The organism is Lentzea atacamensis (assembly GCF_003269295.1).
In the GTDB taxonomy this organism is placed as follows: Bacteria; Actinomycetota; Actinomycetes; order Mycobacteriales; family Pseudonocardiaceae; genus Lentzea; species Lentzea atacamensis.
This window is the reverse complement of sequence record NZ_QLTT01000011.1, coordinates 47,468-60,444: the sequence shown is the minus strand read 5'-3', so window position 1 is coordinate 60,444 and position 12,977 is coordinate 47,468. Positions and strand designations below refer to the sequence as shown.

General features: G+C 66.9%; 12 protein-coding genes. 6 read left to right on the top strand and 6 right to left on the bottom strand.

What is annotated here, in order from left to right:
- Window positions 1–35: 35 nt before the first annotated feature.
- Window positions 36–1,433 carry a sugar transferase gene (locus tag C8D87_RS37105; RefSeq protein WP_211337239.1) on the top strand — a complete coding sequence of 466 codons (1,398 nt, stop codon included), beginning with the start codon at window positions 36–38 and terminating at the stop codon, window positions 1,431–1,433.
- Window positions 1,434–1,455: 22 nt separating this feature from the next.
- Here C8D87_RS37105 and C8D87_RS37100 read toward each other — a convergent pair whose 3' ends face one another.
- Both C8D87_RS37100 and C8D87_RS46450 read right to left on the bottom strand, forming a co-directional pair.
- A complete protein-coding gene (locus C8D87_RS37100; protein WP_109634963.1) occupies window positions 1,456–2,919 on the bottom strand; it encodes a tyrosine-protein kinase domain-containing protein in 1,464 nt (487 codons plus the stop codon).
- A 502-nt stretch (window positions 2,920–3,421) separates the two neighbouring features.
- Window positions 3,422–4,111, bottom strand: a complete 690-nt coding sequence (locus C8D87_RS46450) for a hypothetical protein (RefSeq protein ID WP_267899914.1) — start codon at window positions 4,109–4,111, stop codon at window positions 3,422–3,424.
- On the opposite strand from C8D87_RS46450, the gene C8D87_RS49340 reads away from it, so the two are divergent.
- From C8D87_RS49340 to C8D87_RS37085, 3 genes are all read left to right on the top strand, one after another.
- Window positions 3,998–4,453 (top strand): SDR family oxidoreductase, encoded by a 456-nt coding sequence (locus C8D87_RS49340; RefSeq protein WP_411711527.1) that lies wholly within the window; start codon window positions 3,998–4,000, stop codon window positions 4,451–4,453. The genes C8D87_RS46450 and C8D87_RS49340 overlap by 114 nt on opposite strands.
- Window positions 4,398–4,811, top strand: a complete 414-nt coding sequence (locus C8D87_RS45430; protein ID WP_146771981.1) for a hypothetical protein — start codon at window positions 4,398–4,400, stop codon at window positions 4,809–4,811. Before C8D87_RS49340 ends, C8D87_RS45430 begins: the two co-directional genes overlap by 56 nt.
- A gap of 442 nt (window positions 4,812–5,253) precedes the next feature.
- Window positions 5,254–5,547: a hypothetical protein gene (locus C8D87_RS37085; protein WP_112230644.1), complete on the top strand. Its 294-nt coding sequence runs from the start codon at window positions 5,254–5,256 to the stop codon at window positions 5,545–5,547.
- A 149-nt stretch (window positions 5,548–5,696) separates the two neighbouring features.
- Here the strand turns inward: C8D87_RS37085 and C8D87_RS49335 are convergent, their stop codons facing one another.
- A complete protein-coding gene (locus C8D87_RS49335) occupies window positions 5,697–6,122 on the bottom strand; it encodes an SSI family serine proteinase inhibitor (RefSeq protein WP_112230642.1) in 426 nt (141 codons plus the stop codon).
- Between the two features lie 907 nt (window positions 6,123–7,029).
- Between C8D87_RS49335 and C8D87_RS37075 the strand changes: the two genes are divergently transcribed.
- Both C8D87_RS37075 and C8D87_RS37070 read left to right on the top strand, forming a co-directional pair.
- Window positions 7,030–8,304, top strand: a complete 1,275-nt coding sequence (locus C8D87_RS37075; RefSeq protein WP_112230640.1) for an ABC1 kinase family protein — start codon at window positions 7,030–7,032, stop codon at window positions 8,302–8,304.
- Window positions 8,305–8,400: 96 nt separating this feature from the next.
- A complete protein-coding gene (locus tag C8D87_RS37070) occupies window positions 8,401–9,108 on the top strand; it encodes a winged helix-turn-helix transcriptional regulator (protein ID WP_233439393.1) in 708 nt (235 codons plus the stop codon).
- Between the two features lie 81 nt (window positions 9,109–9,189).
- On the opposite strand, the gene C8D87_RS37065 is transcribed toward C8D87_RS37070, so the two are convergent.
- The 3 genes from C8D87_RS37065 to C8D87_RS37055 all read right to left on the bottom strand — a co-directional run bounded on the left by C8D87_RS37065 (window position 9,190) and on the right by C8D87_RS37055 (window position 12,968).
- Window positions 9,190–9,942 (bottom strand): twin-arginine translocation signal domain-containing protein, encoded by a 753-nt coding sequence (locus C8D87_RS37065; RefSeq protein ID WP_109634970.1) that lies wholly within the window; start codon window positions 9,940–9,942, stop codon window positions 9,190–9,192.
- Between the two features lie 290 nt (window positions 9,943–10,232).
- Entirely contained in the window at window positions 10,233–10,931 is a 699-nt protein-coding gene (locus tag C8D87_RS37060) for a hypothetical protein (protein WP_170166726.1), read from the bottom strand.
- Between the two features lie 972 nt (window positions 10,932–11,903).
- Window positions 11,904–12,968, bottom strand: coding sequence for a cobalamin-independent methionine synthase II family protein (locus tag C8D87_RS37055; RefSeq protein WP_112230636.1), 1,065 nt, complete (start codon window positions 12,966–12,968; stop codon window positions 11,904–11,906).
- Window positions 12,969–12,977 lie beyond the last annotated feature (9 nt).

Here is a 12,977-nt window from a genome sequence, read left to right as displayed (position 1 = left end):
ACGACAATGACCGCGATCCGCAGGTGGAGGTGGCCGTGATCGACTTCGATCAGCCGTGGTGGCTTCGCTACCGCCGGTTTCTCACGTGGTCCGACGCGGCTGTCGTGCTCTGGTCGGTGTCGTCAGTACCCATCGTCGCCAAGGCCGTGGGAGGCCCGATGGCGCTCGTACACCCACGTGTCCAGATCCTCGTCACCATCGGTGCCGCCGCGGCGTGGTGGATGGCGCTGTCGCTGTTCGCCAGCAGGGACCAGCACGTCCTCGGTGTGGGCCAGGAGGAGTACAAACGCGTGGCGGCCGCGACGATCAACGTGGCGGGCTCGGTAACCGTACTGGCCTACCTGTCCCGCAATGAGCTCGTCCGGGCATACCTCGTGCAGGCGATCCCGATCGGCATGGCGGCGCTGCTGCTCACGCGGTGGCTGTGGCGGCAGTGGCTGTACATCCTCCGCCGGGACGGCGAATGGTCGAGCAGGACGTTCGTTGTCGGCGCGCCGGCCCAAGTCACGGAGTTGACCGAACAACTCCGTGCCTTGCCGGCGGTGGGATACGCCGTGGTCGGCACGTACGTGGTGCCCGACGAGTGCGACGAAACCGATCTGGCGCGCAGCATCCTGCGCATGGCGCGCCGCCAGTTCGCGTCGGTGATCGCGGTGGCCGCGTGCGGTGCGATCGGTCCGTCCGTGCTGCGCCGGCTCGGCTGGTTGCTCGAGGGCACCGACATGCAGCTGGTGATCATGCCCGGTCTGACCGCGATCGCCGGCCCGAGAGTGCACACCCGGCCGGTGGCGGGGCTTCCGCTGCTGTGTATCGAGGAACCCTCGCTGATCGGTGCCCGGCGGGTGGCCAAGCGGGCGTTCGACTTCACGGTGGCCCTGGTGGGCGTTGTCGTCCTCGTCCCGGTGTTCCTGACGATCGCGGTGTTGATCACCCTGGACTCGAAAGGGCCGGTGTTCCACCGCCAATGGCGGATCGGCAAGCACGGCAAGGAGTTCCGCATCTGGAAGTTCCGCACGATGGTGCCGGACGCCGAGGCTCGCCGCGACGAGCTGGCCGCGCACAACGACTCCGACGGACCGCTGTTCAAGATCCAGGCAGATCCCAGGGTGACCAGGGTGGGCAGGCGCCTGCGGCTCTACTCGCTGGACGAGCTGCCGCAACTGCTCAACGTGATCACGGGCCGGATGAGCCTGGTCGGCCCGCGTCCCCCGCTGCCGGATGAGGTGCTCAGCTATGCGAAAGACACCCGGCGCAGGCTGCTGGTCAAGCCGGGGCTCACCGGGCTGTGGCAGATCAGCGGACGCTCAGACCTGAACTGGCACGACGGGCTCGCACTCGACCTCTACTACGTGGAGAACTGGTCGTTCACCACCGATCTGGTGATCCTGTGGAAGACCATCTGGGTCGTCGTCCGCGGCGTGGGGGCGTACTGAGCCCCACGCCGCGGGCGAGGAGTCACGATATCGCGGCCGACTTGCTGCGCAGATCCTCGACCGTCTCCGGCTGCGCGGGCGCTGATGGCGCACCACCGAACAGACGCCGCCACCGGGAACGCGGACGATAGGTCGTCGTGTAGTAGCTGTTCGTGTAGTAGGTCGCACCGGTCCGGGGTGATGCGGGCAGCATGTTGAGCACGACACCGAGCAGCCGGGCCCCGACGATCTCCAGCGACCGCAGTGCCCTGGACAACTGGTCCCGGCGAACCCTGCCGGAGCTCGCGAGCACGACGGCGCCACCAGCACAGGTCGACAGCAGCGCCGCGTCGGTGACCGGCAGCAGCGGTGGTGCGTCGAGGATGACGAGGTCGAACTCGCTCTCCAGCTGGCGCAGCAGGTCGGTCATGCGCTGCGTGCTGAGCAGCTCGCTGGGATTCGGCGGTGCATCGCCCGCGGCCAGCACGTGGAGCTGCCCGCCCCACTTCTGCAGAGCGGCCCGCCAATCGATCTTGCCGAGCAGCACGGTGGTCAGCCCCACGGTGTCAATCAGCCCCAGGTAGTGCGCGATCTTGGGCCGACGCAGGTCGGCGTCGACCACGACCACCTTCAGGCCGTTGTCGGCGAGCGCGAGCGCGAGGTTGATCGCGGTGGTGCTCTTGCCCTCCCTGGCCACGGATGAGGTCACCACCAGGGAGTTGAGTTGGCCCGCCGCCTCGACGAACTGCAGGTTGGTGCGCAGCGCGCGGTACGCCTCGGCGGCTGCGCCCTGCGGCTGGTCAATGAGCGTCGGGCTGCACGGCTGGTCCGCGGACTGACGGTCGAACGGAATCTCACCGAGGATGGGAGCGTTCACGACGCCACCCAGATCACGTTCCGTGCGGACGTAGGTATCGGTCGTGTGCCGCACCAGCGCGGCGATCGCGCCCAGCACGAAACCGAGCACCACGCCCATGATCAGGGTCAGGGTGGTCGCGGGCAGCACCGGCACGGTGGGCTCGAGCGCCTGACGCACCGAACTGATCCGCACCGGAGACGGCTGTGAGGCGCTGCGCTCCAACTGGTCGACGACCGCGACGAACGACTCGCTGATCTCGTTCGCGATCCGGGCCGCACGAGCCGCGTCGGTGTCGCGCACGGCGATGTCCACCAGCACCGTGTCGGACGGGGAGCTGACGACGATCTGCTCAGCCAGTTGGTCGGGGGTGGTGTCCAGCCCCAACTCCTCGATCACCGGACGGAGGACCCTTGGGGTGGTGACGATCTGCGTGTAGGACTTCACCCTCTGCTGCGAGAAGCTGCTGCCGGAGTACAGCTCGATGTCATCCTTGCTCTGCTGGGTCGAGACGAAGAGCTGTGTGCTCGTCTGGTAGACGGGGATGGTGGCCAGTACCGCCGTGGCCGCCACGCCCAGGCCCAGCAGCAGTCCGGCGACGACCCATCGCCAGCGAGCTCGCAGGGCGTGGAAGTATTCCGACAGGTCCACGCGTCATCCCTTTCGTGACCGAACTGGGAGTTGACCCGAACCGGGTCCTGGTGATCAGCGTTCGCGATGGCAGAGCAGCGCCTACCGCGACATTCACGGCCGTCTCCGAACACGCGCGGCTGCCTGCATGCCGACAAGTGTCGAGGTGGTCCGGTCGAAGTGCCGTCTCAAACCACTGGACGCGAGGGAGGTTCCCACTTTCGAAGGAAACCCGCAGTGGGCCGGTCGCGCACCGGACGGCGCGGTGCGGCAGGTCCGGGACAGGATGGTTCTCGCGGGAGTTGGACCCGATCGAACGGTCACGAGCCGATCTCGAACCCGCCGGGAGCCGGACCACCCGGTCGATCGTGGGCGAGTATCGCGACGTGGTGGGGCGGATCCGCCTACACGGGCGGATCCGCCTACACGGGGAGGAACGAGTGCACGACGGCGGTGGCCGCACCGTGGTGCAAAACCTGACCAAGCCGCTCGCCGACCTGCTCGATGGTGTACTCGTCGTGGATCACCCGACGAGTTCCTCCGCCAGATCCGCCAGCGACACGACGCCGGCGAACTCACCCGCATGACCGCCAGCGGACGCTCGCTCCCGCCCTTGACACTTCAAGGTCGAGTAGCGGGAAGGTTCAGGCCTGTGGGAGCCACACGCCGCCACCATGTTCGCGTAGTGGGCGTTGAAGCCGCCCATCGCGCCGGCCATGATCGACCCGAGCAGGTTCTTGCGGTACTGGACCTCGCACAGGGCCACCGCGGTGGTCTTCAGGACCGTGACCAGCTGGTGGGCGTCCAAGGTGACCTCGGCGTGGATCCGCTTGCCGCGGCCTTCCAGCATGTTGACCGCAGAGGCCTTCTTGTCCACGCAGAAGCTTCCGGACAGTGCCACACACGATGCCCCGGTGCCGGGTTCGATCGCCTCGCGCACGACGTGGTCGCACGCCACCGTTGCGAGGTTCATCCCCATGGCGTCACCACAGGTGAACCGCAAGCGCAGGTACACGGTTGTGCCCAGGACCTGCGGACGGATCTCCACCAGGCGCACCCGTGTGCTGGTGCCCTCGGCCACGTGCCGGATCTCGGCTTCGTGGCATCGCACCCAGTTCAGGAACCGCCGGGTGTGCTCGATTCCCTCGGTGCGGAACACCGGTGCCCTGGTCATGCCGACGTCCTCACATCGATCAGCGCGCAGCGCGCTCATCCCGGATTGAGCCTGTACGCGGCAGCCAAAGCCGGGCTCGAAGCGGCCTGCCGCAGCCTCGCCCGCGAGTTGCGCGGGCGCGCCCTGGTGAACTGTGTAGCTCCCGGCTTCTTCCTCTCGGCCATGTCCGCACCGCTCGGCGGCACCGAGATACAGGCCGTCACCTGGCGAACTCCACAGGTAATCTCACCGATACCGGTGGAATCGTGCCGGTTGTCCGGGTTCTCCTGCTGGAGCGCGTCGACATCAACGGTCAAGCGATTCCCGTCGACGGTGGGAGCAGCGCATGACATCTGTCGATCGCCTGCTGCGGGACGCTCCGCTGTCCACCCATGTCCTTGAACGTGTCACGGCGCCGCCCGGCGGTGCTCGTTCCCACCTCAGTGATGGCAGGACGGTCGTGTGGCTGCCGAAGGCCACGCCGTTTCGAGCCCAGATAGCCGTTGATGCGGAAACGACCGGGCAACCGATGCCTTCGGCGATGGCGAGGCGTTACCCCGTCGACACCACGTCGACCTTCTGGCAGTGCTGGACCGAAGTCGAAGTGGTGTGCAAGCTCACCAACAGACCGGTGCTCCTCTGGCCGGCCGAGTACGGACTGGACGCTCGGCGCGGCCCGGCCAGGGCGTGCACGGTGATCACTGAGATCCGCGACGATCTGGTCATCACCTGGGGTGTGCGCGCCAATCGGGATAGCTGATGAGTGCTCGCATCAAGCCCCGCTGAGCAAGCGGTGGATTCTCGGTGCCGCTCGAGCCAGATCCGCGAACACGACCGGCAGCTTGTCGCAGGACACGGCAGTCAGCGGGACACGATGGCGTCGGCCGTGTCCCGCAAGGCGTATCCGGCACTGTCGAGCAGGACCGCGTGATTCTGCCTGCCCGAAGTGACCGCAGTTGTTGGTCGGTGGTGACCGCACCTGGCGCGGTCGTGGGGCCGGTGTTGGTGGCATTTGACCCGCGGGGGATTGCTTGCGGTGGAAGGATGTTCGTGCTCGGCGATCCGCCGGGGATGCCCGTGCTGGGCTGTCCGGGCGTGCGTCGAAACGCAAGTACGGCGTCGGGCTGCGTACGGTGGTCAAGGCGGTGGCCTCGGCTTGACCGGAGCCGCGGAAGAAGCCGCCGCCACCGCGTCCGTCGAAGGTGGATCCGTTCAAGCCGATGATCGACGAAATCCTGCGTGCCGGCCTGGATGCGCCGCGCAAACAGCGGCACACGGTGAAGCGGATCTTCGCCCGGCTGAGCGACGAACACACCATGATCGACGTGTCCTATCAGGTGGTCCGGGCCTACGTCGCGGCCCGCAAGCCGGAGATCCGGACCGAGGCCGGGCATGGGCCGGCTGAGGTGTTCGTGCCCCAGTCACACCGGCCTGGCATGGAGGCCGAGGCCGACTTCGGCGAGGTGGCCATCCGGCTGCGCGGAACGACTCCGTGATCAGCACACAACATGATCAACTATCGGTCGGTCGTCACGGAACCGTGCCAGATCCAAGATTCGCGCGCCGTTGACACCTGACACTGTCAGACACGACCTGCGCAGCAGCGGGCGGCGTCCGACAAGCCGCAGGACGTCTTGCCCACTCGCTAAAGCGCGAAAACCGACCCGGTGGTGGTACGCAACACACAGCTGTTGCCGAACGTACGCTCCCAGCGGACTTGCCTGCCACACCACACGCCGGTCGCGGTCGCCACCACGGGATCCTCGACCGCGGGGCAAGCGGACTGCGGGTCAGCGGACAGCGAGTCGAACGCCCCACCTACCGCACCGAGCTCCCGGCACGCGCTCTCCGCGTTCGAATGTGTGCCGCCCACGAAGGGATAACACACCAGTACGGCACTTCTAGACACCGGTACGGCACTTCCAGGTTGGCCGACAGAAGGGCGGACCTCAAGCACCAGACTGGTCACGACCTGCGCGGTGTCGGGTTGCGCGGTGGCGACGCCGGCTGCCGTGAACGGGAGAGCGAACGCCAGAAGCGCACTGCCGATTCCGATTCTCGCGGATGTCATGACTCCACAGTGGACCCAGTTCGCGTCGCACGAAACTCCAACTCGCCGGTGTCACCTGATCGTGGGCGTCCTGTGGTTACTGACCACACCGAAAGGTTCGTGGTATGTCCGAATGCCGCCGTCAGCCAGTCACGCCCACCTCGCCGACCTGGACGAGCAAGTCCTCGAAGGAGATCTGATCGGCCCGACCTGATCCCCCATCAGTGATCAGCTGAGCTGTTCGGCAGGATCGCGATCGTCGAGGCGATCACGTCACGGACAGCCTCATCACTGTGTCCGGCCAACACGATCCGTTGTGGATCCTCCCCGGATTACCGTGCTTTTCCCTGTGGTGCAAATGCAGTGTGAACCGGGGTGGGGTGCGCTCGACACGTTCGTCCACGCCCGTGGCGTCGTGAAGTTGGTGCGCCTGCACGAAGAGCACGCTCGGCGTCGCACACACAAGGTTCTGATCGCGCCGACTGGGGTGAGGCGGTGTTCGTCGGCCTTTCGATCAGGAAGCCGGCGTTGTGCAGACGCTTGTCCGGGATGCCGACGTTGCGGTCTCCGGAACCGCGCTGGTGATGCGACACATCGTGGGCACAGCACCTGATGTCGCGGCCTGCCCGGACCGTTGTCCACCGACCCAGGGTCGCTCGATGCGGTGAAGCGCGTGCTGCCATCCCGAGGTGGGCGAATCGCCCTGTCTACATTGCGACGAAGGCCAAGCCAGCCCCACGCGCCTCGAACAGGAGCCGTCGTGACCACTCAGCCCACCGACGCCACCGGCCGACGACCGAGCATCCGTTCCGAACGGGACGGTTCGATCGGCCGAACGGGATCCACCGCGACGAGCCGCGCGAGCGGTGCCGCAGTGCCCCGACCCGGGGTTTCGGCGCTCTGCGGACGGGTGGCGAGGATCGTCCGCGTGCTCACCGTGCGGTCGCTGAGCCTGGGCGTGGCCACTGTCGGAGCACTGGCGCGGCGACGCAGCGCCGCGGACTACCGCGGCGCGTGGCTGGTGGACACGATCACCGACCTCGGTCCCGCGTTCGTCAAGGCCGCTCAGATGCTGAGCACCCGCGCCGATCTCGTTCCCCCATCGGTGTGCCGCGCTCTCAGCGGGCTGTACGACGATGTCAGGCCGATACCGGCACGTGAGCTGATGCCGTTGCTGGAGCGTCGACTGGGCCTCGCGAATACGCGCGCGATCCTCGCTGACAACGCCCCCGTTGCAGCGGGCAGCATCGCCTGTGTTTACCACGCCACTCTCCCGGATGGCCGCGAAGTCGCTGTCAAGGTGCGGCGACCGGACGTCGCGCGAACGCTCGGCATCGACCTTGCCATCATGCGCGGCCTCACCCGACTGGTGGCCCGCGTGCCGTTGCTGCGCGACGTACCCGCAGTCGACATCGTCGACCAGGTGACGGAGTCGGTCTACGGCCAGCTGGACCTGTTGGCGGAGTGCGACAACCTGGAGCGCCTGCGCGTCAACCTGGCGAAGTTCCCCGATGTCCGAGTCCCGGCGGTCCACCGCGACCTGTGCGGTGAGGACGTCGTCGTGATGGAGTACCTCCAAGACCTGCGCCGGCTTCGGCCGGAGGACATGACCGGGGAATCCAAGGAGCGCGCCGTCCTCTCGGCACTGCACGCGGTGTACCAGATGCTCTTCCACGACGGGTTGGTCCACTGCGATCTGCACCCCGGCAACCTCTACCTGCGTCAGGACGGCTCGGTCGTGATCGTCGACGCCGGTTTCACGGTCCAGTTGCGACCGCAGGCGCAGGACAAGTTCGCCTCGTTCTTCCACCAGATGGCCAACGGCAACGGCAGGCGATGCGCGGAGATCGTCCTGTCCACGGCGAAGCCCGGTCCGAACGCGGACACCGGCGGGTTCTGCCGGGAACTGTCCGGCCTCGTCGAGTCCGTCTCCGGTGTCCGCGCCGCCGACTTCGACCTGGTGCGGTTCGCGACCAAGCTGTTCGACATCCAGCGGCGGTACGGCCTTTACGCCGATCCCCAGTTCGTCTTCCCCATCCTGTCGCTGATGGTGCTGGAGGGAACCGTCCGGGACTTCGCACCTGACATCGACTTCCAGCGCGAAGCGCTGCCGTTCCTGGCCCAGGGTGTCCTCGAACGGGCGATCCGCGCCTGGCAGGCGACCCTGCCCGAGCAGACGGCGGACGGCTCCGCTGCCGAGTAGCGACCTGACCGCACAACCGTCCGGTCAACCACCCGGATGGCTGACTGGACCGCCGATCTGGCCACGCGTACCCGGCCGCGCCCTATGCTGGAGAAGATGGGGAGCAGTGAGCGACTGGACGCGGGTTCCGAGGGATCCGGCCGGTCTGCCATGCGGGAACGCAACTACCGTCAGTACTGCGGCCTGGCGAGTGCCCTGGACGCGGTGGGAGACCGGTGGACCCTCCTCGTCGTGCGGGAGTTGCTGCTCGGCCCGCGTCGATACGTGGAGCTGCAGGCCGACCTGCCCGGCATCGGCACCAATCTCCTGGCCGCCCGGTTGAAGAAGTTGCGAGAGCTCGGCCTGGTCCAGCGAGCCGGTCTCGCTCCGCACTCGTACCACCTCACCGCGGAAGGTGAGCGGATGCGGGATTCGGTGCTGGCGCTGTCCCGCTTCGGCATGGGACTGCTCACCGACCCGACGGCGGATGTCGTCGTCCGTCCACATTGGGGCTTCCTCGCCGTCGCGGCCATGGCGGACGCGAAGAGGCTGCCGGAGCTGAGCGAGGCCTACGAGTTCCGGGTCGACGACGAGGTGTTCCACCTGGAGGTGCGGAACGGGAACGCCCTGCCCGCACGGGGTCCCGCAGCCACGCCGGCGATGGTGGCGACCACCGACGCCATCACCTTCGTCCAGATCGGCGCCGGACTGATCGACCCGATGGGCGCGGTGGCCGCAGGCCGGTTGACCCTGACCGGAGATCCCGCCGCAGCCGGGCGGTGTTCGCTCGTACTCGGGTTGGCCAAGCCAACACAACAGTCATGAGAGGGCTGTCTCAACGAGACGAGCGGCCCGCCACCGGTTCGGTGGCGGGCCGCTCGTGTCGGTCATCCGTACCCGGCAGAGTCAGATGGGCATCAGGTCCTTACCCACGTTGATGTCCATTCCGTGCAGTTGGGCGAACTGGGTGCCGCCCGAGCCGATCTGGATCGGGCTCGCCAGTTTGTAGAGCTGGCCGCCGGTGGCGAGCGCAGTACCGTCCGGCCTGGTGGTCTCGCTCTGGGCCCCCGGCGGGAAGCTGAACATGCTGGCCGTGAGCTTCGCCGGCGAAAGGGTCTCGAACGAGAAGGGTCCCTCGCAGTCACCACACCGCTGGAACTTGATGCTGAAGCTCAGCAGCATCGTCTGCAGGAAGCCACCCGGCCCCAGCTTCAGGATGCTCGCCGGGGAGATGTCGATGGTCGGCAGTGTGATGACGACCTCGCCGAACATCGGGTGCGTGGCCGCGACCGTGTGGTTGAGAACCTGAAGACGCACGAAGTCCGGACCACCGACCAGGATCTTGATCTTGATCCGGCCTCGGAAGTCGAGCGTCGGCAGCGGCGGAGGCAGATTGACCACGAGAGTGGTACCAAATGCCTTGCAATCGCAGTTGATCTCCTGACCAATGGCCGGCAGGAGAACCCGATTTTCCGGAGACGGTTCCTCCCATTTGTCGAGACCGAATGCAGCAGGACTGTTCAGAAGTGACCCGGCAACGGGCCCTGCCGCAATGGCGGCACCTGCCATTCCGATCTTCCGCAGGAATCCACGACGGTCGTCGTCCTGAACTGAGGGAAGATCGAGAGGAGGCAGAAAATTCTCGTAGCGATCGGGCATGACTCTTCCTTTTCGGTCGGCCGGCGTCGCCGGCGATACCAGACGCACACAGCGTCGATGACCTCAGAGGTGAGGCGGTTCGACAGCTCGTCCCGCCGATCGATCTGGCCTTGTCGCAGTTCCACTTCCGGATCCGCACTTGAATTTAAGGTAGCTCGGGCCACTCAGCAGCGGAAACAGCCGAAGTTCATTCGTTCGAGCGACCTGCGAAAAGATCCACATCGAAACGCCGCAGGTGGGGCACGGAACAGACCCACGCCCCACCTGACCGCGACATCGCGCGAGCTACATCACGGCGTGGCGCCGAGGATGCCGCTCGGCAGCAAGCCGTTGGGGCCGCTGATGGCGTCACCCGAGAGCAGCCCGCCCAGCAGGCCGGTCACGTCCAGCAAGCCACCACTCGGCGCGGAGGGCGCCGGGTCGCTGGTCGACTGGTCGGACGGGATGTTGCTGGGATCCAGCGGAGTGGTCAGCCCGCAGCCTCCACAGGTCGGCGGGTTGGTGCCTCCGGGGGGCGTGGTGCCACCGGGCGGGGTCGTGCCACCGGGCGGGGTCGTGCCACCGGGCGGGGTCGTGCCACCAGGCGGGGTCGTGCCACCAGGCGGGGTCGTGCCACCAGGCGGGGTCGTGCCACCAGGAGGCGTCGTGCCACCAGGAGCAACGATGATGACGACTTGGTTGACCACCGTGATCGTGGTGGACTGGTAGTGGATGACCGTGCCGGAAGGCACCATGATCACGCTGCCGGAAGGCAGAACGACCTGCACAGGCGCACCCGATCCCGGCACGATTGTGATCGTCGTGCCACCGTCGATCACAATCGTGGTGATCTGAGTGATGACAGTGCCACCAGGAGGCGTCGTGCCACCAGGAGGCGTCGTGCCACCAGGAGGCGTCGTGCCACCAGGAGGCGTCGTGCCACCAGGAGGCGTCGTACCACCAGGAGGCGTCGTGCACGGCGTGCACATCATGCAAGACGGCGCCGGCACACTCTCCCGGACGGCGAGATCACGCGGTCCGCAACGCTCCATCTCCGCGGCGGGCTCAGCGACGGGCTCCGCAACGGGCTCCGCAACGGGCTCCGCGACAGGCTCCGCAACGGGCTCCGCGACAGGCTCCGCGACAGGCTCCGCAACGGGCTCCGCGACAGGCTCCGCAACGGGCTCCGCAACGGGCTCCGCGACAGGCTCCGCAACGGGCTCCGACACCACGACTTCGGACGACGGAACCGAACCGACCGCAACAGGCTCAGCCCCGTAGGCAGGCGAGAAAGCTGGTCCTATGACCAACCCCACCCCCACCAATACGACGCCAACAGCGCGTACCATTCTGGCCACTTCGGACACTCTCCAGTCTCTCTAGTCGCCACGCTTCGAGAAACACCCATGCGGTGCGACGGCGATACCATTGAGGACATCTGGAACTCTGATCTCCCAAACCCGGACCTACCACTTGGGCCGCCACTGGAAACACCAACAGGTGTCCCATATCCCCCGATAGATACCATCCGAAAAATATTGACTGCGGTCCGTTAGTGGCCCTGTTTCACACCTGTGGCCGAGGCGCGCCGGAAACACGAAGAGAAATCACGTAGACGGCTTGATCAGAGCATTTGGCCTCATTGCGGCGACAGTCCACCCGCGCCGTGCCAGGAAGGCTTGGCGGACAAAGGAGAGTCGTACACCGGCCGGTTCGGAGCCGGCAACGCTCGTATCCGGTCTCCTTGGGCATCGGCGATGTCGCACGGCCGGTTGTGCCCTGTCCGGCAGCCACCGGACGAGTTCGCGGATGGGTTGAGCATCGCAACGGTCCGCGGATGGGTTTCGTGCTGCCGCACAGCACGAAACCCATCGCATGCGGGCCACCCAGGGCAGATGAGGCGGCGGGAGGGAAGCACGACCGAACGCCGGTTCACAGCTGCTCAGGTGCGTGTCCTACCTCCATCGATCACAGGCGGTTGTTCAGACTCCCAGAGCCTCGGCGGCGAGGTGGGTGCCTTCCACCCTGGCCGCGATCTTCGCGAAGGCGGTGTCCCGAGAGGTCGAGGTGTCGTCACCGAACGGTGAGAACCCGCAGTCGTCACACGTGCCCATGCGATCGAGCGGGAGGTACTCGGCCGCTACCAGGATCCGGTCGCGCACCTGTTCCGGAGTCTCCACCACGGGGTTGATCGGGTCGGTCACCCCGATGAAGACCCGCTGGTCGGCCTGCACGTTGCGGCTGATGATGTCGAGCACCCGGCGCTGGTCGGTCTCGCTGGCGAGCTGCAGGTAGAAGTTGCCGGCGGCCAGGCGGAACAGGTCCGGGAGCAGCTCCAGGTAGTCCACGTCCAGGCTGTGCACGGAGTCCTGGTCTCCGCCAGGGCAGGTGTGCACCCCGATCCGCTGCCGCTCGGCGTCGCTGAACTGGGCGAGCACGCGGTTGTTCAGGTCGATGAAGCTCCGGAGCAGTCCCTTCGAGGGATCGAGCTTCAGTGACAGCCGCCCCTCGGTGAAGTCCAGCTGCACCGAGGCCGCACCGCCGTCGAGCGCACGCCGGATGTCCGCGGCGGACTCCGCGACCAGATCGTCGATGAACTCCTTCCGCACGTAGCCCGGCACACCGTCCGCCGGGTACAGCAGGCTCAGCGCGGACGGTGCGATCACCGCCTGCTTGATCGGCAGGTCGGTGTGCCGCTGCGCCCTCGCCAGGTAGTCGGCGGCATAGGTGCCGTAGCGGAACGGACCGCCGGTCAGCACGGGAAGCTGACGGGTGTGGCCGTCCTCGAACGGAATCGTCACCCCACCGGGGGCCAGCTTCTCGAAGCCGGCCAACGGATAGGTGACGAAGCTGGGCTTGGTCTGCTCACCGTCGGTGATGACCGTCGACCCGGTCTTCTCGAACCTGCGGATGGTGTCGCTGAGAGCCTGCTCGTACAGCTCGTCGAGTTCGGCCTGACCGATGCGGCCGGTCTGGAACTTGGAGACTCCGTCGATCAGCTGCTGGGGACGCGGGATGCTGCCGATGGGCTCTGACTGGATGGGCAAGGCGGACGC